Consider the following 20,374-nt stretch of genomic DNA (forward strand, 5'->3'; position numbering starts at 1 on the left):
TACGTCAGTCCTCCTGCCCGGACCCACAGCCGATCGAGAGGTCCCGCCCCGTGTCCCTGCTCGCCATGCTCCTCGCCCTCGCGCTGCTCGGCGGCGCCGCCGTCCACACCTCCGGCCCGGTCTTCCTCGCCGCCGGCTCCGCCATCACCGTCTGGCTGCTGCTCTTCGCCGCCCGCGAACGCCTCGCCCGCACCCGCCACCACTGACCAGGAGCGCCTGATGACCACTCACGTCCATACCCGCGGTGACGCCGACGGCATGGCCGTCGCCTCCTTCGTGCTGGGCCTGCTCGGCCTGCTGTTCTTCAACCTCGTCCTCGGCCCCTGCGCCTTGGTCCTCGCCACCCTGGCCCTCACCCGCGGCACCCACCGCCGCGGCCGCGCCCTCCTCGGCCTCACCCTCGGCCTCGCCGACCTGGCCGTCCTGGCCCTCACCCTGCAGGCCGGCCACGGCACCATCTGGCAGCTCGGCGGCTGACCGACCGGACCGACCACCCGAGGGTGTTGGGTGGGCGGCCCGGGGAATGATGGTGCCCGAGTTCCCAGGGCCCGTCGTTCACCCGGGAGTTGACGCGTCGGGTCCGTCTCAACCCGACGGTGTACGCCGCAGGGGCGTCAGGACCGCACGGTCCACGGCGCCGTCCCGGCCTCGCGTGCGGCGGTGGCCTCGGGGCAGAGCGGCCGCGGCGTCTCGCCGGGCAGGTAGACCGCCCACTCGTACGCCGAGAGCTCGCGGTTGACGGCCGAGCAGATCCGGTCGGCCGCCATGGCCGGATCGGCGTACAGGACGGTCCAGAGGCGGACCGTTCCGTCGAGGGTCCCGGTGGCCAGCACCTGGCCGTCCGGCCGGAAGGTGAGTGCGGTGACCGGGGCGCCGAGACCGGTGAGCGTCGTACGTGAGGTGCCGGTGGTGGTGTCCCACAGGCGCACGGTTCTGTTGGTCCCTCCGCTGGCGAGGGTCCGCCCGTCGGGGCTGAAGGCGAGTTCGAAGACAGCACCGGTATGGCCGGTGAGGACGGCTCGTCGGGTCCCGTCCGCCACATTCCACAGCCCGATCGTGCCGTCCGTCCCGCCGGAGGCGAGGAGCGTGCCGTCCGCGCTGAACGCCAAGGCCATCGCGTTGACGGGGTGCAAGGCCAGCGTGGCCCGCAGTCGGCCCGAGAAGACGTCCCACAGCTGGACCTCGCCCGCCGCGCTGCCGGTGGCGAGGGTACGGCCGTCCGGACTGAAGGAGAAGGCGAGGACGCGCTCGCCGAACACCCCGGGTAAAGGGTGGCCTGTGCGCACGTCCCATAGCCGAACCGAACTGCTGCGGATGCTCGCCAGTACACGTCCGTCAGGGCTGAACTCCATCCGGGACTCGGACGCTCCGTCGGAGTCGGTGAGCGGGAGCACGACACCGGTGGTGAGGTCGCGGAGGTGGAACGCCTCGGTGCCGTGCAAGGCGGCGGTACGGCCCTCCGGGCCGATCGCGACAAGGTAGGACTGTGGATCGTCCACGGCGGTCGCGAGCCGGCGCAGGTCCGTGGTTGCCCACAGGTCTACCGTCCCCCCGGCGCTGGTGGACACGGTCCGCCCATCCGGGCCGACCACGGCCGAGTCCAGTTCGTCCGGTCCGGCCTGGACACCGCCCTCATCGGCTTCCCAGAGCTGCATGCTCCGGCCGCCCGGTCCGCTGCCCCAGGAGAACCAGGTGTGCCTGGCATTGCCAACAGCGAGGAGCGCATGCCCGTCCGCGCTGTGGGTGAGTGAGGAGATGGGAACTCCGAGGGCCATGACGACCCCGCGGGTCGATGTCGCGCTGGTATCCCACAGGCGTACTGTCCAGTTCTCGCCCCCGCTCGCCAGTACCTGTCCGTCCGGGCTGAAGGCGAGCGAGGAGACCGAATTCTGGCCACCGGTGAGGACGGTCCGCAGCGTGCCCGAGTCGCTGTCCCACAGACGCACGTTGCCGTCGATGCCACCGATCGCCAGGGCTCGTCCGTCGGGGCTGAAGACCAGGCTGCCCGGCTGGTTGCTTCGTGACCCGGTGAGCTCGGACCTGACGGTCCAAGAGGAGGTGTCCCAGAGAGCGACCCTGTCGGAGCCAGTGCCGGTGGCCAGGATGCTCCCGTCGGGGCTGAAGGTCAGCGGTCCGAGTCCGGCCTCTTTGAGGTCCCGGCTAAAGCTTCGGGACGGCACGTCCCACAGATGGACTGCCATCTGGTCGTCGGACGTGGCCAGAGTCCTCCCGTCGGGGCTGAATGTGACATCGTCCACGCTGCCTTGCTGGACCGGAAGCTCCGCTAGGAGCGAGGCGGTGGCCACGTCCGTCAGCCGCACCGTGCCGTCCAACTCGCCGGTGGCGAGGATGGTGCCGTCGGGGCTGAAGGCCAGTGCCCGGACACCGGCAGCGGGCCGGGCCAGGATGGTCAGGAGTGCCCCGGTGGCCGCGTCCCACAGCCGGGCGGCTCCGGTCTCGTCCGCGGTGGCCAGTAGGCGCCCATCCGGACTGAATGCGAGGTCGTTCACGTCCGACACACGGAGCCTGAGCCGGAGGACGCCCCGCCGCGCGTCCCACAGCTGGACGTTCTCCTGAGTTCGGCCGACGGAGGTGCCGGTCGCGAGGGTTGTCCCGTCCGGACTGAAGGCCATCGCGCGCACGGAGCCGAGTGGTATGTCGATGCTGTGGCGCAGTAGCTGGGCGGCGGCCGTGTTGAGGGCTTCAGCAGCTTCGGAGGTCGGGGCGACCCGGTGGGCGGCCACGGCCAAGAGGGAGGCCAGGTCCGAATACTCGGCGCTCAAGGTTGCGGAAACGGCTGCGAGTTGACGAGAGAGCGCGGTCCGCTCGGCGTGAACGGCGGTGCGCTGCTGGTGCCAGGCCAGGCCGGAGGCGGCCATCGCGAGAACGAGGAGGAGTGCCAGGCCGGTGACGAGGCGTCGGCTGCGGCGGAGTGCGAGCTGTTGTCGCCGCAGCCCGGCCCGGAGGAACTCGTCCAGCTCCCTCGGCAGGTGGCGGACCCGAAGCGCCTCCACTCCCTCGGCGAGCAGGGAGCCGGCCGGGAGGTCCTGCGGGTCGGGGCGTGCGGACCAGCGCAGGTGCAGGGCTCGGAGGCGGTTGAGCCAGTCGTGGAAGCGGGCGTCCTGGTCGGTCCAGTCGCGGAGCTGGGCCCAGTCCCGGATGAGGGCGTCGTGGATGAGCTCGGCCACCGGTTCGTCGCGCTGGACGTCGTCGGTCCCCGGAGGCGCTGTGCCGCGGTGGGTGGTGACGATCCGTCGGGTGGTGAGGACGGTCAGGACCCGGTCCACCGTGCCGGAGCCCTCGGACCCGGTCGCCAGCTCCCGGAGTTGGCCGAGCGGGAGCTGCTGCCGGGAGGCGGGCAGGTCGAGGGTCGGGTCGGCCGGGCGGACCAGGGCGGTGAGCAGCCGCCGGGCCACCTCCCGCCCTGGGGTGTCGAGTTCGGCGAGGGCGCTCTCGCACCAGTCGGCCAGTGCGCCGGTGATGCCGCCCAGGCCCTGGTAGGCGGTGTGGGTGAGCCGCCCGTCGTGCTGCGCGCGGCTCTCCCACAGCAGACTCAGGGTGACCTCCAGCAGGGGGAGGACCGTCGCCGGGGCCCGGTCCGGGCCGGGACCGGGGGAGGCGGTCAGGACGTCGGCGACGATCCGGTCGGCCAGGCCCGGTTCGAAGGGGGTCCTCAGGTCGGCGGCAGGGCCGGTGACGATGGCCGCGAGCTCCGCGCGGGTCAAGGCGGCCGGGACGTTGAGCAGGGACGGCAGGAGGAGGTCCAGCAGCTCCGGTGCGGTCGAGGAGAGCCGGGAGTAGAAGTCGTCGCGCATCACCAGGAGCAGGCTCAGAGGGGCAGTGGACCCGACCGCGGCGGTCAGCAGGTCCAGCGCCGCGGAGTCGGGTGCGCCCGCGGGCCCGCTGAGGAGCTCCTCGAACTGGTCGACGACGAGCAGGACGCGGTCGTGCGCCTGGTCCGCGTCCAGCAGCCGGGCGACGGCGGCGTCCCAACCCTGCGCACCGACGTCCGTCAGGCCCGCCGCCGCCATGGCCGCGTCCAGGTCCAGGCCCGGCCGGACCACCACGGGGAGCCAGCGGGCGCTGCCCGGAAGCCGCCCCGCCGCCAGGGCGGGGAGTACGCCCGCCTGGACCAGCGAGGACTTGCCCGCTCCGGAGGGGCCCAGCAGCAGAGTGGCCCGCCGCCGCCCGGCCAGGCCGCCGAGCACCCGCTCCACCGCCTCCTCCCGCCCGCGGAACCAGCGGGCGTGCTCGGCGGTGAACGACTCCAGAGCCCGGTAGGGCGAGAAGGCGTGCTCGGCCAACTCGGGCCATGCCGAGCGAAGTTCGGAGGTCGGAGTGGCGTAGGCGATCTCCGTGCCGCGACCGTGTTCGTCGGGCGGGGCGATGGCGGAGACCATGCCGACGACCAGGCCGGTCAGTTCGTCCAGCAGTGGGCCGCCGCTGAAGCCGGTGGTCAGGTCGTTGGCGCCGCTCAGCTGGAGCAGGGCGCCGCTCGGGTCGGCGGCCGGCAGTACGTGGCCCGCGACGGCGTAGCCGAAGTGCCCCGCCGGGGGTGCCTGGTGGGGGAAGCCGAGCGCGTGCAGCCGGTGCTCGCGCACCCCGACCGCCGACCCTAGCGCGAGGGGGGCCGTGCCGGGCACCGGGTCGGTGAGCCGCAGGACGGCGATGTCCTGCTCGTCGGGTGCGCGCCAGGAACCGGGCAGCACCAGGCCCGTGCCCTCCGGCCCGCCGGGCGTGCGGGGGAAGACGAGGGGGACCAGGTCACCCGGCCCGTGGCCGCCGTCCGCCAGGACGTGGGCGCAGGTCAGCAGCAGGTCCTCGGCCACCAGGAAACCGGAGCCCGCCACTTCCCCGGCCCGGCCGAGGACCTGCGCGACCGCCAGGGCCAGGGTCGACCCGGAGCCGTCCGGTTCCGAGGCGGGCACGTCCACCGCCTCAGGGTGCCGTGGCGCCGCCCGTAGCGGCGGAGGCCTCGTCCTTGCTCCAGGTCATCCGGACCGTCAGGTGGCAGTTGGCGGCGGTCTTGGAGATCACCACGCCCGCCTCGGTGGAGAGGTCCACGCCGAACTCGACCTCCACCTCGCTGAGGCCCGCCTCGCGCAGGTGTGTCAGCACGGTGCGGGCCATGCCGGTGACCGGGCCCAGGGCGGCGGAGAGAGTGGTGGGCAGTTCCCGGATGGAGTCGCCGATCCGGGAGGCCTTCACCGGGCCGACCGCGCTGTCCGCCGCCTCCACCAGGATCGAGCCGCCCCCGTCCAGAGCGATTCTGGCCAGCTGTGCCATTCCACACCCCTCCCCGGCCGCGGCCACCCGACCACGGCGTCAACACCCTATCCAGACAAGGGTGCTGACGGATGGTGAACCACGGGATCCACGACCCGGCCGGAGTGTCTCCCGCACCACCCGCGGGCCGCGCCGCCGATCTGCGCCCGACGGCCGGTCAGCCGTCGAGCCCGGCCGCCCGGTCCAGGAGCAGGTCGCGTTCACGGTCGTTGCCGGCCAGGGCGGCGGCGCGTTGGAACTCGGCGCGGGCCTCGGACGGGCGGCCCAGGCGGGCCAGCAGGTCGCCGCGGACGCTCGGGAGCAGGTGGTAGCCGCGCAGGGCGGGCTCGGCCGCGAGGGCGTCGACCAGGGCGAGGGCCTCGGCTGGGCCGCGGGCGTAGGAGAGGGCGACGGCGCGGTTGAGGCGGACCACGGGGGAGGGGTTGAGGGCCTCCAGTCGGGTGTAGAGCCCGGTGATGGTGGGCCAGTCGGTGTCCGTCCAGCGCGGGGCCAGCACGTGGCAGGCGGCGATGGCGGCCTGCAGGGTGTACGGGCCGGCGTCGGGGCGGGTGACGCCCGCGCGGGCCAGGGCCTCGGTGCCGCGCCGGATCAGCAGCCGGTCGAAGCGGGCGCGGTTCTGCGCGGCCAGCAGCACCGGCTCGCCGTCCGGCCCGGTGCGGGCCGGGAGGCGGGCGGCCTGAAGCTCCGTCAGGGCGGCCAGCCCGTGCACCTCCGGCTCCTGCGGCATCAGCGCGGCCAGCACCCGCGCCAGCCGCATCGCCTCCTCGCAGAGCGCCGGACGGAGCAGATCCTCCCCGGCGGTCGCGGCGTAGCCCTCGTTGAAGACCAGGTAGATGACCTCCAGGACGGAGGCCAGCCGCCCGGCCCGGTCCTCCCCGGTCGGCACCTCGAAGGGGACCCCGGCGGCGGCGATGGTCCGCTTGGCCCGGACGATCCGCTGGGCGACCGTCGGTTCGGGCGCCAGGAAGGCCCGGGCGATCTCGGCCGTGGTCAGACCGCCGACCAGACGCAGCGTCAGGGCGGCCCGGGCGTCGGCGGAGAGCACCGGGTGGCAGGCGGTGAAGACCAGCCGCAGCAGGTCGTCGTCGATGTCGTCCGGCTCGGCGGGGTCGGGCGGCGGCGGTACGTCCTCCAGGCTGCGGCCGACCTCGGCCAGCTTGCGGGCGTACAGCTCACGGCGCCGGACCAGGTCCACCGCCCGGCGGCGGGCGACGGTGGTCAGCCAGGCACCCGGACGGTCCGGCACGCCCTCCCGCGGCCACTGCTCCAGGGCCGCCACCACCGCGTCCTGGGCCAGCTCCTCGGCGATGCCGATGTCCCGGACCACCCGGGTCACGGTCGCGATGATGCGCGCCGACTCCATCGTGAAGACGGTCGCGACCACCGCCGCCACGTCCTCCCGCCCGGCCGCGCCGCGTTGCTCCGTCACGGGCACCCATCAGAGCAGCCGGGCCCCGTCGGGGCAACGCGGCACGCCCCGGCACGGACCGGTGCGGACCGGGAACGTGCCGAGGGCGTGCCGGGGGCGTGCCGGTGCGTTCCGCGCCGACGCGCCGTCAGGCCCCGGGCGGGGTCGGCATCTCGTCGATCTCGCGGACCTCGGCGCCGACCTCCCAGCCCTCCGGGTGGAGGGAGAGGAAGCGCCGGGTCCACTCCACCGCCTCGGCCTTGTCCCGGCACTGGAGGACGATGTAGCCGCCGACCACCTCCCGGGTCTCGGTGAACGGCCCGTCGGTCAGGCTCAGCCGGCCGCCCGACCAGGAGAGCCGGGTGCCCTCGGAGGTCGGCTTGAGGCCGTTGGTGTCCAGCATCGCCCCGGCCTTGGCGAGCTCCTCGAAGAGGGCCCCCATCCGCTGCTCGAAGCCGGGGTCGGGCTCGAAGCCCGCGGCCTTCTCCTCGTCGATGCGGATCAGGGTCATGTAGCGGGGCATGGTGTGCTCCTCGGATCGGTGCGGCGGCGGGGTCCCTCCCCGCCTCTCACCCCTGCGTCGGACGGGGGCGCGGAGGATCGACACGTCCGGGGAAGATTTTTTCCGAGGAGTGCGGACCGCGCCGCCGGACGGGCCCGGGGCGTGGGCCGGATGCCGCAGTCAGGCCGCCACCCGTTCCTCCTCGTGGTCCGGCACCGTCCGGTCGGCCGGACGGCGGGTCAGGGCCGGTGCGCAGAGCAGGGCGCAGGCGCCGATCACGGCGGCGGTGACGGCGAACACCACCGAGGGGCCGGAGCGGTCGACGAGGGTGCCGCCGAGGGCGGAGCCGGCGGCCGCGCCCAGGTTGAAGGCGGTGTTGACCCAGGCACCGGCCTCGGTGCGGGAGCCCTCGGGGACCAGCCGGTCCACCAGTTGGTAGGAGGTGATCAGCAGGACGTCGGTGAAGGCGCCGGCCAGCAGCAGCGCCACCCCGGCGGTGGGCGCCGAGTGCAGCAGCACCGGCAGCCCGTACGCGGCCGCCGCCCCGGCCGCCAGCACCACCGGACGCCGCGTCAGCGGCCCGGGCCAGCGGCGGCGGCCGTACAGCAGACCGCCCAGCACACCGCCGACCGAGAACAGCGTGCCCAGCACGCCGGTGGCCACCGTGCCCCAGGCCGCCAGTACGCCGAGCTCGAACAGCGACAGCCCCGAGGCGGTGGCCAGCACGACCAGCAGCAGCGGCAGGAACCCCGGACGGCGCAGCGGAGTCGACGCGCCCCCACCGCCCGCCGCGCCGGACACCCGGACCCGCTCCGGCGCCCCGCGCAGCGCCCGGGCCAGCAGCCCGAAGCCGATCACCACCAGCAGGGCGGAGAGCAGCAGCACCACGGGCGGGGTGACCGCGGCCGCCAGCAGGGCGCCGAGCACCGGGCCGAGGGCGAAGACGGTGGACTCGGCCGCCGTGTCCAGGCTCAGCGCGGCCTGCTGCTGCGCCTCGCCCCGGGCCAGCCGGCCCCAGAGCGTGCGCATCAGCGGTCCGACCGGCGGCGGGCAGGTCCCGGCCAGCACGGCCAGGCCGAGGGTGAGCGGTACCGGCCCGCCGGCCGCGCAGCCGACGGCGACGGCGGTCAGCAGGGCGGCGTAGCAGAGCGCGAACACCGTCAGGGCCCGGGGGTGACGCTCCACCAGGCGGGCCCGGTACGGGCCGAGCAGCGCGGTGGCCAGGCCGGAGGCCGCGGCGGTGGCACCGGCCAAGGTGTAGGAGCGGGTGGCCTGTTGGAGGGCCAGCAGCAGCGGGAGCGGCAACAGGCCGTAACAGGACCGGGCCAGCATCGCGGCGGTGAACAGGCGGCGGGCATGGGGCAGGGCGAGGACGGCGCGGAAGGTCGCGCCGCCCCGATCGGGGCCGGACATGGGAAAACGTCTCCAGAGGGGATGGCGCAGCACTCCGGGCTGCGCGCGGGCACGACGGACCGAGGTGCCGCCCGGTGCGGGCGGCGGTGCGGGTTCCGTCAGTGCGGATCGGAGACGTCCATGGGAGCGGACACTAGCGATCTCCAGGGCGGCGGACAACCCTCGCGGCCGAAGCGGAGCCCGTCCTGCCACTTGGTGCGGCCCCGTCAGTAGAGTGCGCGCCACCGGCACCGCACTCACGACGGACCGGGGGACAAGGCCGATGTCGACCCTCGTCGCGGCCATGGCCACGGCCGGCAGTGGGTGCCTCACCCCGCCGGCCGACTCCTACGGGAACGTGGGGGTGTGCAGCTCCGACAACGGCGTGCGCGTCTCGGGCGACGTCCACGTCAACCGGCTTGGTATTCTGGGCAGTTCGCGCCGGGGCAGCTACGGCGTCCGGGGAGACGTCCGCCGACCGCCTCCGATGCCGGTGCCGAGCGTGGGCTCGGTCACGGGGACCGGGGCGGCCGGCTGAGGTGGGGTCAGTTCCTCCCCGCCGTACGGCGGCGGTACAGGGTCAGTGCAGCGAAGGTGCCACCGGCCAGGGCGACGGCCGCGCCGCCGACCGTCCGCACCGTGCTCGCCTCGGACACCCCGCCGCCGACACCGGCCAGCGAGGGGCCCTTCGGCACCCGGGCGCTGGTGGTGGGGAACTCCTCCGGGCCGCACGTGACGTCGGCGGAGGCTCCGTGGAAGGTCACCTTCACGGTCCCGGGGTGCAGGGTCTCGACGTGGGCCCCGGCCGGTGTGGTGAACGTGGTGCCCGCTCCGTCCGTCCGGTGCTCGGTGCCGGTGGTGTCGGCCACCCGTACGTCGCCGACCCCTGCGCAGGCGATGATGTCCCCGCTCTTCACGATGAGGCTGCCGCCCTCGGTCCGGCCCTGGAACAGGGTCGTACCGTCCGCGTACGCGGGGCTGGAGAAGGCCGTGATCGCCACGACGGCGCCGACCGCCATGGCACCCCCGAACGACTTCCTCCTGGTCAGAACCGACATCAGATCTCCTCGAAGGTCACGGGCCGGCGGTCGATCCACCGGTCCATAAATCCGATGAGTTCCCTGGCGGCCCGTCGCCCAGCGCCGCCGAACGGGTACTCGTCCGCAGCCACCGGCCGCTGTGCGGCCATCCGGGCCACGGTGCCCGTCGATGCGTCAGGAACCGGGTGCGGCCGGGGATGGTGGCGCTACCGCGAAGAACGGGGAGTCCCTGCCATGTCCCACCGCCACTCCCAGTACCGCTCCCACCGTCGCCCCCGCCGACGCTCCGCCCTCCCGTCCCTGGTCGCGGCCGGTGCCGCCGTCGCCCTGGGAGCCTGGATGGTTCACGGTGGGGCGCACACGACGTCCCCGCCCACTCCGGCGGCCGCCGAGGCGTTCGCGCCCCCGTCCGGGACCGCGGCGCCCGGGACCTCGCCCGCCATCCTGCCGAGCGCCCCGCCCGGGGCGCCGGTGGTGGCCGCCACGGCCTACTCCAGCCCGACCCGTATCCGGATTCCGGCGATCGGCGTGGACGCGGCGATCACCGGGGTCGACCTCGACGACTCCGGACGGCTCGTCCCGCCGGACGACGGCCGTGAGCCGGTCGGGTGGTACCGGGAGAGCGCCGGCCCGGGCAACACCGGGAACTCCGTGCTCGTCGGTCACGTCGACACAGGTCGGGGGCCCGCGGTCTTCTACTCCCTCGGTGCCCTCCACAAGGGGGACACCATCGAGATCGCCCGGGCCGACCTGAGCAGGGCCCGGTACACCGTCGACGCCGTCGAGGTGTACCCCAACGACCGCTTCCCCACCGAGCGGGTCCACGGCGCGACCACCCGGCCCGAGCTGCGCGTGATCACCTGCGGCGGCGGCTACTCGAAGGCCACCGGCTACCGCGGCAACGTCGTCGTGTACGGCCACCTGACCGAGTTCCTGCCCGTCCACGCCTGATCCCGTCGATGGGGCCCGCCGCTTTCCCGCGGCCGGTGCGGGTGGCCCCAAGTTCCCTGCCCCCTCCGGTCGTTGGCGATCGATCTGCTTGAACCGCCGACCCCCGGGTAGACGCACGGCATGACCTCGAACGGCCGTTCCCGCCCCAAGTCCCGCCCCGACGACGAACCTTCGCCCTCCGGGAGGAACGGGCGCCGGGGGCTGCCGTGGTACCTGAGCCTGCCCGTCACGCTCGCCGTGATCCTCGCGCTGTTCCTGGCCGGGGCGCAGGCCGGGCTCTTCCCGAGCCTGCCGAACCCCTTCGAGCGCAGGACGGTCGACCGCAGCCAGCCGGTGCTGCTCCAGTCGATCCAGCAGATGAAGCGCTTCACCGGCGCCCAGGGCAACTTCCAGGTGATCGTGGACCTCGACCACGAGGCCGCCTTCCTGCCCTCGCAGATCCTCGGCAACCGCACCCTCTACGTGGCGGCCGGATCGGTGGACGCCTACGTCGACCTCGGCGGGCTCGGGGCGGACGCGGTGGCCGTCTCGGAGGACCGGCGGAGCGTGACGGTGAAGGTGCCGCACGCCCGACTGGCCCCGCCCGCCGTCGACGTGAAGCGCTCCTACGTCTACCTCCAGCAGCGCGGGTTCTTCGACCGGATCGGCGACTTCTTCAGCGGCAACCCCGGCAACCAGCACCAGGTCGAGCAACTCGCCGTGCAGAAGATCGAACAGGCGGCCAAGGAGACCGAACTGACCCGGCAGGCGGAGGACAGCACCCGCGAGATGCTCGGCGGCCTGCTGCGCTCGACCGGCTTCACCGACGTCACCGTCACGGTGGTCTGAGCCGCCGGGTACTCTGGCGCGGCCGCCGAGGGGAGTGGCACGGAGACGGCGCGGGGCGGGTGGGACGGCGGGATGGCGAAGAGGAGGGCTCCCGAGGAGATCTGGGCGGGGCTGAACGCGCGTCAGCGGGCCTTCCTGCTCGCCGTGGTGGACGCCGGCCGGTCGGCACCCGGCGAGGAGTGGGTGGTCTTCTCCCTCGACCCCGCGCCGCAGCCCGGGGGTGCGGACGGGGGCGGGGTGCCCGCCACCGTACTGGACGGCCTGCGGGCGGACGGTTGGACGGCGCGCGGCTCGCGCGCGACGCTGCGCGCCCTCTTCGAACGGGACCTGGTGGGCCTCTGGGCCGGGCTGGTGCGCCTGCCGGACGGAACCCTCGCCCACCGGCTCCGCACGCGTGCCCTCGACCTCGGCATCGCGGTGGCGCGCGAGTGGAGTCCGGACGTCCGTTGAAGGGGTTCTTGTACGAAGGTGCGCGAGCCCGGGCGGGCCGCGGCACGGGCGGATAGCCTGCCGGGGCTTTGGCATGTCGTCGCCACGGGGGTGGAGCGGATGGGTGTCGTCCTGCCGGACGAGTTGGCATGGGTCCTCGATCTGATCGGCATCAACTGGCCGAACGTGGACGAGGACGACTACCGGGAAATGGCGGACGCGCTGCGGGAGTTCGCGTCCGACATCGACACCGGTGTCGCGGATGCGCACGGCGCGGTCCAGGAGATGCTCGGCTCCAACGCGGGGCTGGCGGTGCAGGCGTTCGAGGCGCACTGGGGCAAGATCTCCGGCACCCACCTGCACCAACTCGCCGAAGGCGGGCGGCTGGTGGCCGTCTGCCTGGACGGCGTGGCGGTGGTCATCGAGGGAGCCAAGATCGCCGCGGTCGTCCAACTGGGCATCCTGGCGGCCGAGGTGATCGCCGCCCAGGCCGCCGCGCCGTTCACCTTCGGACTCTCCGAGGTCGGAGCCCTGGGGGCGACCCAGGCCACCCGGGTGATCGTCAAGCGGTTGCTCAAGGAGGCGCAGCAGATGATCGTCGATCAGCTCATGGAGATGGCCACCGGAGCGGTGATCGAGGCGGTCGCCGGGATGGCCGGTGACCTGGTGATCAACCTGCTGGAGGACGCGGCAGCCGGCGATGGGGAGAACGCGGCGTGAGCGGCGAGTTCCGGCACGACCCGGACGCGATCGACAACCTGGCGAAGAAGTTCGGCCGGCACGCGGACGACCTCGACGACTCCCACCGCCGCCACCACTCCCGGGCCCGGTCGGCCTTCGGCCGCACCAAGGGCAAGGGCGGGCTGGCGGCCGCCGCCGAACAGGGCATCGGCAAGCTGCTGGACTCGATGGAGCAGGGCCAGAAGGCGCTGCGCAAGCACCTCGCCGACATGGGCCGGGGCCTGGAGCAGACCAGCCGCAACCACAAGGCCAACGAGCAGCGGATCCTCGACGACCTGAAGAAGTTCGGGGCCAAGGGCGGTGACACCCCCAAGTCCCCCGGCCGCGGCGGTCCGCGCCCCGGCGGCCGCAACGGCCCCCGCCCGGATCGCAAGGGCCGTGACCAGGTGAAGAGCCCGCGCGAGTCCGGCCGCAAGGAGGACTCCATCTGCGGCGGCGGCGAGCCGGTCGACATGGCCACCGGCCGGATGTACATCGACCAGGTCGACGTCGCACTCCCCGGCTCCCTCCCGCTGCTGTACACCCGCACCTTCGAGTCCGGGTACCTGGCCGGCCGCTGGATGGGCCCCCGCTGGGTCTGCCCCTTCGACGAACGCCTGGAGATCGACGAGGAGGGCGTCGTCTACCTCGCCGCCGACCGCTCCGCCCAGGCCTACCCCCACCCCGAACCGGACGAGCCCTCCCAGGCCAGTGCCGGCACCCGCTGGGACCTGGCCGTCGACCCGGCCGCCGGCGGCTACACCCTGACCGACGTCTCCCAGGGCCTGGTCCGGGAGTTCACCACCACCCCCGACGGCCACGAGGCCCTGCTCACCCGGGTCCGCGACCGCTTCGGCCGCCACTACGACCTCGCCTACGCCGAGGACGGCACCCCGCTCTCCCTCACCCACTCCGGCGGCTACCGGCTCCTGACCACCGTCGACACCGGCCGGATCACCGCCCTGCGCCTGGCCGACGCCGCCGAGGACGGCGGCGACGTCCTGCTGACGCGCTACGGCTACACCGACGGCCACCTCACCTCGGTCTACAACTCCTCCGGCAAGCCGATGCGCTTCACCAATGACGCCACCGGCCGCATCACCTCCTGGACCGACCGCAACGACAGCCGGTACCTCTACACCTACGACCCCCTCGACCGCGTCGTCGACGAGGGCGGCGCCGACGGCACCCTCCGCTTCCACTTCGACTACGGCGACCCGGACCCCACCACCGGCATCAAGGTCCACTCCGAGACCAACGCCCTCGGCCACACCACCCGCTACCACATCAACGAACACGCCCAAGTCACCGCCCAGGTCGACCCGTTGGGCCACACCACCCACTTCGAACGCGACGAGTACGACCGCCTCCTCGCCGAGACCGACCCGCTCGGCCGCACCACCCGCTACGCGTACGACGGCGCGGGGGACCTGGTCGCCGTGATCCGTCCCGACGGGGAGCGTGCGACTGCCACCTACCACGGCGAGTCGAGCCAGCCGGCGAGCGTCACCGAAGCGGGTGGCGCGACCTGGGTGCACACGTACGACGAGTCGGGCCGTCGCACCTCGCTCACCGATCCGCTGGGCGCCGTCACCTCGTACGGCTACGACGAGCTCGGCCATCTCGCGTCCGTCACGGACGCGATGGGGCACACCACCTCGGTCCGGTGCGATGCCGCCGGGCTCCCGGTACGGGTCGACGACGCCACCGGCGCGGTCATCCTCTACGCACGTGACGCCTTCGGGCGGGTGGTGGCCGCCACGGACGCCCTCGGCGCGGTCACCCGGATGACCTGGACCACCGAGGGATACCCGGCAACGAGGATATCTCCGGACGGTGGCGCGGAGTCGTGGACCTACGACCCCGAGGGCAACCTGGTGTCGTACACCGACGAGCTCGGCCGGATCGCCACCTTCGAGTACACCCATTTCGAGACACTCGCCGCCCGTACGGGCCCGCAGGGCAACCGGATGAGCTTCACCCACGACGCCGACATGCAGCTGACCGCCGTCACCAACGCGCTCGGCATGCAGTGGACCTACAGCTACGACGCGGCAGGCCGCCTGAGCAGGGAGACCGACTTCCAAGGACGCACCAGGGTCTACCAGTTCGACGCGGCCGGGCAGATCGAGTCGATCGTCAACGACCTCGGGCAGGTGACCCGCTTCACGCACGACCTCCTCGGCCACCCCGTGGTCAAGGAGGCAGACGGCCGGGTGACGACCTACGGCTACAACACCACCGGTCATCTGGTGAGGGCCACGAACGCCGACGCGGACGTGATCCGGGAGGTCGACCCGCTGGGCAACCTGCTCTCCGAGAGCGTCAACGGACGGACCGTCACCCACTCCCTCGACGTGCTCGGCCGCCGGACCGGCCGTGCCATGCCGAGCGGCCACACGAGCCACTGGACCTACGACCCCGCCGGGCGTCCGACGGCCCTCGCCACCGGCCACGGCCGGGTGACGTTCACCTACGACCTCGCGGGCCGCGAACAACGGCGCACGATCGGCGACCATTTGACGCTCACGTCCAGCTGGGACGTCCGACACCGTCTCGTCGGCCAGTCCGTGCGCGGGCGAACCGGCGAGCTGCAGCGCCGGGCCTACCGCTACCAGTTGGACGGTGCGTTGGTCGGTGTCGACGACCGACTCACGGGTTCCCGGAGCTTCGAGCTGGATGCCGACGGGCGGGTCACCGCCGTCCAGGCCGTGAGCTGGACCGAAAGGTACGCCTACGACCAGGCCGGGAACCTCACCGACGCCGACTGGCCGGCGACCAGTACGAGTGAGGCGGCACTCGGCACCCGCAGCTACCACGGGACCCAGCTGGCCGCGGCGGGTAGGGTCCGGTACGAGTACGACGCGGTCGGTCGTACGACGTTGCGTCAGGTCACGCGCCTCTCCAGGAAACCCGACAGCTGGCACTACGTCTGGGACGGCGAGGACCACCTGACACAGGTCACCACACCGGACGGCACCCGATGGCAGTACCTCTACGACCCGTTCGCCCGCCGCATCGCGAAGCTCCGTCTCGGAGCGGAGGGAGACACCGTCGAGGAGCGAACGGACTTCACCTGGGACGGTCACACCCTCGCCGAGCAGACCACCCACGCGCCGTACCTGCCCGGGCCGCACACGCTCACCTGGGACCACCACGGCATCGAGCCGATCTCGCAGAGTGAGAGCATCGTGAGGCCGGCCACCGCTGACACGCCGCAGGCCCAGGTCGACAGGCGCTTCTTCGCCATCGTCACCGATCTGGTGGGGACCCCTGTCGAACTGGTGGATCCGCTGACCGACGCGATCGCCTGGCGGGCCACACCCACGCTCTGGGGCCAGACCACCTGGCCGGCCGACAGCAGTACCTACACACCACTGCGATTCCCGGGTCAGTACTTCGACCCGGAGACCAGGCTGCACTACAACGTGAATCGGTACTACGACCCGGAGACCGCCCGCTACACCTCTCCGGACCCGCTCGGCCTGGCACCCGCGCCCAACCCGGACAGCTACGTCTCCAACCCCCACACGTGGACCGACCCCTTCGGGCTCTCCCCGCACAAGAAGGGGAAGGACAAGCCCCACGTGTCTCCGGTGGCCCCGGACTGGGCCACCAAGGGCGCCCACATCCATGTCGGACAGGACGAGGTGCGCGTCTACATGGAGGACGGCGTTCTGAAGGGCGAGGGAATTCGGCTGTCCCACGGGATGGCATCACCGAAGAGCGTCAAGACCGCGGTCGACCTGGTAAATTCTGACCCCAAGCTCGCGGCCGACCTGCTGGCCAAGGCGAAATCGGCGCAGGAGCACATGAAGAACGGGAACAACTGGGGCAACAAGCACAATCGTGCCGATGAGATGCAGGAATTGATCGACTACCTGGAGAGCATAATTCCGTGAACGGTGCCGAGTTCATCGCCTCATTCATCGCCACCGGGCGGCTTCACGGAGTGGGCGTCGGCTCCTCGCTGGCCGAGGTGGACAGGGCGTTCAAGGTCGACTACATCGACGATTTCGACGAGGAGCCGAACCTTTCCCTGCGCAGGGACTACGGGCTCGTCGAGGTCTACTTCAACGACGGGCCTGAATGGGTGGTGGTCGGGGCCTCGGTCGAAATCCACCGCCTCTCCGTCGTGGACGGTCTGGCGAAGCGGTGGCATGACGCTCAAGCAGTCGAATTCTCCGAGTACCTGACCTGGGACGAAGTAGCCGAGCTGATTCCCGCCTCAGTCGGTCTCACCGTGAAATCCGACCAGAGCGACTACCTCGAGTACCGGGCGGAAGTCACGAAGGTCGCGGCCCTGGTGGTCGACAACCAGGAGGAGCGCGACGACTGGCCAGGACAGGGGGACGTGTTCAGCGTCTCGCTCGGCTGAGCGTGGCCGCTGCCGCGACGAGGATCCGTACGCCGGGACGAGATCGAGGAGGACAGGTCCGCCGACCGGAGTGAGGAGACCGGCGAATCCATCGTCCCGGTCGGGGAGGCGTTGGGCGGCCTCGTGCTCGGCATCGTCCGCGAGTAGCGGTCTGAGGGGCGGGAGCCGCCGGAACGCCCGGATGAATGCCCGTACTTGGCGGTGCGCGGCTGTGCGGACCCGACCGAGCCGGACGCCTCGTTCCACACCGGTGGTTTCGGTAAGGGCGACCGGTCCTTCGACAGCCGACCGGTCAAGGGCTGCGTCTTCCAGAAGTGCCGCTCGGTGGGTGAGCCGGGCTCGGCCCTCGGCTGCCCGACCTCCGCCGAGTACTCCACCGTCCAGGGTGTTCGGCCGGACGTCCAGCGCGGCCACGCCCTGTGGGCGTACGGAGTGGCCACCCCGTAGGTCACCGGTACCGGCGGCCGTCTCCACCGCGCCCTGACCGCCAACGGGCCCTGCCCGTGCGCGGGGATCCGGACCTACGCGGCGCGGGCACACCACCGCTTCCGCGGGACCTGCCAGGGCTGCGTGGACGGTCACCTGAACCAGCGGGACCATCCCAATGTCCGGGTCGAATTCGGGATGGCCTGCACTGACGACGGTGGGGAGGCCTGTCCGGCCGGGGCGGACGCGGTCGGGGCCGTCCGGACCGGGTACCAGTGCCAACCCTGAGCTGTTCGGGGGGTGTTGGGTGGGCTGCGGGGCGCACGGGGGGCGCACCGGGCGGAAGCTGGGCCGAGTGGGTTGAAGGGGCCGTCCAGCCGGGTGTTGATCATTGGGCAGCCGGAGGAGCCGGGTTTAGCGCGGGGGTCGATTTCACAACCATTGCGTAATTGTTCGCGCAGGAGCCGGGTGTGACTTCGGGTCAGCTCGGCTTCGGCTGTGAAAGGAGCCGGTTTGATGGCGAAGCTCGCTATGGGACTAGCGGGTGCCGCAGTAACGGCAGCATTTCTGGGAACGGGTGGCCCGGCATTCGCCGCACCGCGCGACGGAATGCCGCCCGGCTGGTGCGCGGTCCACCCCGTCCGGTGCGGGGAGACCCCGAGGGCCCAGGCGCCGAAGGCGGTGCCCAGCACCCAGGCCGCACCCGCCGGCCCGGCGGACCCCGCAGACCCGGCCGATCCGGGAGACCCCGCGGACCCGGGAGACCCGGCGGACCCGGGCGATCCGGGTGCCCCCGCACCGGCCGGTGCCCCCGCCCTGGCCTCCCCGGCGCCGCTGACCGTGGACCCGGGCGTGACCCGCCCGGGCGGGACGGTGCAGATCAACACCGGCACCGCCTGCCCGGGCACCACCGTCACCTCGCCGGTGCTCACCGCCCCGGTCCAGCTCCCGCCGGGCGGCTCCGGCGGTCAGCTCACCGTCCCGGTGGGCGCGGTGCCGGGGAGCTACCCGGTCACCGCCGACTGCGACGGCCGTCCGGTGGCCGTCGGTACCGTCACGGTGGCCGACCCAGCCGCCCCCGCCACCGGGGGCGGCTGGAAGGACGGGAAGGAGCGGCCCGAGCCGGGCCTGGCGGGCTACGGGGCGCTCGCGCTGACCGGCGGGGCGGCGGGGACGGCCGTGGTGCGGCTGGTCCGGCGACGGCGGGGCCGAGCCGTGAACGGTGCCTGACGGATGGTCGCGCCGCGTCCAACCGGCCATGGCGGTCCTCTCCGGTGCCCTGCTGCTGGTCTCGCTGGTCGGGGCCGTCCGCGACGCCGGCCGCTCCGGCGGCACGTCCCCGCCCGCTCCCCGGGCGGCGGCCGTCCCGCATCCGGCCCCCGGCCTGACGACCCCTCAGCAGGCCGCTCCGTCACCGGGGCCCGAGCACCGCACCCCGGGCGGCCGAGCCCCGCTCGCCCCGTCCACGCCGATCCGGATCACCATCGCCGCGATCGGCGTGGCGGCGCCGCTGCTGGCGCTCGGCTCGGACGACAAGGGGCGGCCCGAACTCCCGCCGTTCTCGATGCCGGGCACGGCGGGCTGGCTGCGGGACTCGGCGACCCCGGGCGCCCAGGGCGCCGCGGTGGTGGCCGGGCACGTGGACACGCCGGACGGACCGGCCGTCTTCTGGGCGCTGTCCACTGTGAAGGCGGGGGCCACCGTGGAGGTCACCCGGCTGGACGGCTCCACGGCGGTGTTCACCGTCGACGACGTCCGCACCTTCCCCCGGAAGGCATTTCCGAACACCCTGGTCTACGGGCCGACCCAGGCGGCGGAACTGCGGATCATCACCTGCGGTGGACGATTCGACCGGGCCGACCGTGAATACACCAGTAATGTCATCCTTTTCGCCCATCTGACGGACGCTCATTGAGCCCGCACCGGAATGGACGACAGCCGAATGCCCCGGCCGCAGTGCAGGCCGGGGCATTCGGTGTGAATCGTGAATGCTGGGGAAATGCAGCCGTCAGTCGTTCCCGTCCACGGGGCGGTGGAAGGCTGCCATCAGTCGGTCGGCGGCGGTGGTCGCGGTCACCGCGCCGTCCCGCACCAGCCGTTCCAGTTCGGGTGCCAGCGCCCGTACCGCGGGGTGGTCGTGCAGCCGGGACAGTAGCTGGTCGTGCACCATCGACCAGGTCCAGGAGACCTGCTGGTCGCGCCGCCGGGCGGCCAGTGCGCCCACCGCGTCCAGGGTGGTGCGGTGCTGCTCGATCCGTTCCCAGAGCACGTCCAGGCCGGTGCCGTCCCGGCCGCTGCAGGTGAGCACGGGCGGGTTCCAGACCGCGTCCGGTGCCTGCAACAGCCGTAGCGCGCCCGCGAGTTCGCGTGCGGCGGCCTTGGCGTCGGTCTCGTGCGGGCCGTCCGCCTTGTTGACCGCGACCAGGTCGGCCAGCTCCAGGACGCCCTTCTTGATGCCCTGGAGCTGGTCCCCGGTGCGGGCCAGGGTGAGGAGCAGGAAGGTGTCCACCATGTTGGCCACGGTGGTCTCGGACTGGCCGACGCCCACCGTCTCCACCAGCACCACGTCGTAGCCGGCCGCCTCCATCACCACCATGCTCTCCCGGGTGGCCTTGGCCACCCCGCCGAGCGTGCCGGAGGTGGGGGAGGGGCGGACGAAGGCGTTCGGGTCGACCGCCAGCCGCTCCATCCGGGTCTTGTCCCCGAGCACCGAGCCGCCGGTGCGGCTGGAGGTCGGGTCGACCGCGAGCACCGCGACCCGGTGCCCGCGGCCGGTGAGCATGGTGCCCAGCGCCTCGATGAAGGTGGACTTGCCGACGCCGGGCACGCCGGTGATGCCGATCCGCACCGCCTTGCCGCTCAGCGGCAGCAGTTCGGCCAGCAACTGCTGGGCCAGCGCCCGGTGGTCGGGCCGGGTGGACTCCACCAGGGTGATGGCCCGCGCGATGAAGGCGCGCGAGCCGTCACGGACCCCGGCGGCGTACTGCTCGATGTCGATCGTCCGGGCCATCGGG

Annotated in this window: 19 protein-coding genes; 11 read left to right on the forward strand and 8 right to left on the reverse strand. The window is 73.0% G+C overall.

Features of this window, described 5'->3' with window-relative positions; genetic code table 11:
- Positions 1 to 50 precede the first annotated feature (50 nt).
- Both ACIA8O_RS25525 and ACIA8O_RS25530 read left to right on the forward strand, forming a co-directional pair.
- Positions 51 to 206 (forward strand): hypothetical protein, encoded by a 156-nt coding sequence (locus ACIA8O_RS25525; protein WP_396296288.1) that lies wholly within the window; start codon positions 51 to 53, stop codon positions 204 to 206.
- 13 nt (positions 207 to 219) lie between these two features.
- The gene (locus tag ACIA8O_RS25530) at positions 220 to 477 is read left to right on the forward strand and encodes a DUF4190 domain-containing protein (RefSeq protein ID WP_396296289.1); all 258 of its coding nucleotides are present in this window, start codon (positions 220 to 222) and stop codon (positions 475 to 477) included.
- A 137-nt stretch (positions 478 to 614) separates the two neighbouring features.
- On the opposite strand, the gene ACIA8O_RS25535 is transcribed toward ACIA8O_RS25530, so the two are convergent.
- The 7 genes from ACIA8O_RS25535 to ACIA8O_RS25565 all read right to left on the reverse strand — a co-directional run bounded on the left by ACIA8O_RS25535 (position 615) and on the right by ACIA8O_RS25565 (position 9,777).
- A complete protein-coding gene (locus ACIA8O_RS25535) occupies positions 615 to 4,934 on the reverse strand; it encodes a trypsin-like peptidase domain-containing protein (RefSeq protein ID WP_396296290.1) in 4,320 nt (1,439 codons plus the stop codon).
- A 4-nt stretch (positions 4,935 to 4,938) separates the two neighbouring features.
- Positions 4,939 to 5,286, reverse strand: coding sequence for a CU044_2847 family protein (locus ACIA8O_RS25540; RefSeq protein WP_396296291.1), 348 nt, complete (start codon positions 5,284 to 5,286; stop codon positions 4,939 to 4,941).
- A gap of 157 nt (positions 5,287 to 5,443) precedes the next feature.
- Positions 5,444 to 6,649, reverse strand: coding sequence for an RNA polymerase sigma factor (locus tag ACIA8O_RS25545; protein ID WP_396296580.1), 1,206 nt, complete (start codon positions 6,647 to 6,649; stop codon positions 5,444 to 5,446).
- 193 nt (positions 6,650 to 6,842) lie between these two features.
- A complete protein-coding gene (locus tag ACIA8O_RS25550) occupies positions 6,843 to 7,217 on the reverse strand; it encodes a YciI family protein (RefSeq protein ID WP_396296292.1) in 375 nt (124 codons plus the stop codon).
- Between the two features lie 159 nt (positions 7,218 to 7,376).
- A complete protein-coding gene (locus tag ACIA8O_RS25555) occupies positions 7,377 to 8,609 on the reverse strand; it encodes an MFS transporter (RefSeq protein ID WP_396296293.1) in 1,233 nt (410 codons plus the stop codon).
- Positions 8,610 to 9,133: 524 nt separating this feature from the next.
- Positions 9,134 to 9,646, reverse strand: coding sequence for a hypothetical protein (locus ACIA8O_RS25560; RefSeq protein WP_396296294.1), 513 nt, complete (start codon positions 9,644 to 9,646; stop codon positions 9,134 to 9,136).
- Positions 9,646 to 9,777, reverse strand: a complete 132-nt coding sequence (locus ACIA8O_RS25565; RefSeq protein WP_396296295.1) for a hypothetical protein — start codon at positions 9,775 to 9,777, stop codon at positions 9,646 to 9,648. The genes ACIA8O_RS25560 and ACIA8O_RS25565 overlap by 1 nt, the downstream gene beginning before the upstream one ends.
- An 85-nt stretch (positions 9,778 to 9,862) precedes the next feature.
- On the opposite strand from ACIA8O_RS25565, the gene ACIA8O_RS25570 reads away from it, so the two are divergent.
- The 9 genes from ACIA8O_RS25570 to ACIA8O_RS25610 all read left to right on the forward strand — a co-directional run bounded on the left by ACIA8O_RS25570 (position 9,863) and on the right by ACIA8O_RS25610 (position 19,275).
- Positions 9,863 to 10,579 carry a class F sortase gene (locus tag ACIA8O_RS25570; protein ID WP_396296296.1) on the forward strand — a complete coding sequence of 239 codons (717 nt, stop codon included), beginning with the start codon at positions 9,863 to 9,865 and terminating at the stop codon, positions 10,577 to 10,579.
- 120 nt (positions 10,580 to 10,699) lie between these two features.
- Entirely contained in the window at positions 10,700 to 11,407 is a 708-nt protein-coding gene (locus ACIA8O_RS25575; RefSeq protein WP_396296297.1) for a DUF4230 domain-containing protein, read from the forward strand.
- A 72-nt stretch (positions 11,408 to 11,479) separates the two neighbouring features.
- Positions 11,480 to 11,857 (forward strand): hypothetical protein, encoded by a 378-nt coding sequence (locus tag ACIA8O_RS25580; RefSeq protein WP_396296298.1) that lies wholly within the window; start codon positions 11,480 to 11,482, stop codon positions 11,855 to 11,857.
- 99 nt (positions 11,858 to 11,956) lie between these two features.
- On the forward strand, positions 11,957 to 12,556 hold the full coding sequence (locus ACIA8O_RS25585; RefSeq protein WP_396296299.1) for a hypothetical protein: 600 nt from the start codon (positions 11,957 to 11,959) through the stop codon (positions 12,554 to 12,556).
- A complete protein-coding gene (locus ACIA8O_RS25590) occupies positions 12,553 to 16,458 on the forward strand; it encodes an RHS repeat-associated core domain-containing protein (protein ID WP_396296300.1) in 3,906 nt (1,301 codons plus the stop codon). The genes ACIA8O_RS25585 and ACIA8O_RS25590 overlap by 4 nt, the downstream gene beginning before the upstream one ends.
- Positions 16,455 to 16,934 carry a hypothetical protein gene (locus ACIA8O_RS25595; RefSeq protein WP_396296301.1) on the forward strand — a complete coding sequence of 160 codons (480 nt, stop codon included), beginning with the start codon at positions 16,455 to 16,457 and terminating at the stop codon, positions 16,932 to 16,934. The genes ACIA8O_RS25590 and ACIA8O_RS25595 overlap by 4 nt, the downstream gene beginning before the upstream one ends.
- A 195-nt stretch (positions 16,935 to 17,129) precedes the next feature.
- Positions 17,130 to 17,381 (forward strand): hypothetical protein, encoded by a 252-nt coding sequence (locus ACIA8O_RS25600; RefSeq protein ID WP_396296302.1) that lies wholly within the window; start codon positions 17,130 to 17,132, stop codon positions 17,379 to 17,381.
- A gap of 660 nt (positions 17,382 to 18,041) precedes the next feature.
- Positions 18,042 to 18,590 carry a hypothetical protein gene (locus tag ACIA8O_RS25605; RefSeq protein WP_396296303.1) on the forward strand — a complete coding sequence of 183 codons (549 nt, stop codon included), beginning with the start codon at positions 18,042 to 18,044 and terminating at the stop codon, positions 18,588 to 18,590.
- Positions 18,591 to 18,618: 28 nt separating this feature from the next.
- Positions 18,619 to 19,275, forward strand: a complete 657-nt coding sequence (locus tag ACIA8O_RS25610) for a class F sortase (protein WP_396296304.1) — start codon at positions 18,619 to 18,621, stop codon at positions 19,273 to 19,275.
- Positions 19,276 to 19,368: 93 nt separating this feature from the next.
- On the opposite strand, the gene meaB is transcribed toward ACIA8O_RS25610, so the two are convergent.
- A complete protein-coding gene (gene meaB / locus ACIA8O_RS25615; RefSeq protein ID WP_396296305.1) occupies positions 19,369 to 20,370 on the reverse strand; it encodes a methylmalonyl Co-A mutase-associated GTPase MeaB in 1,002 nt (333 codons plus the stop codon).
- Between the last annotated feature and the right edge of the window lie 4 nt (positions 20,371 to 20,374).

Source organism: Kitasatospora sp. NPDC051853, assembly GCF_044452665.1.
In the GTDB taxonomy this organism is placed as follows: domain Bacteria; phylum Actinomycetota; class Actinomycetes; order Streptomycetales; family Streptomycetaceae; genus Kitasatospora.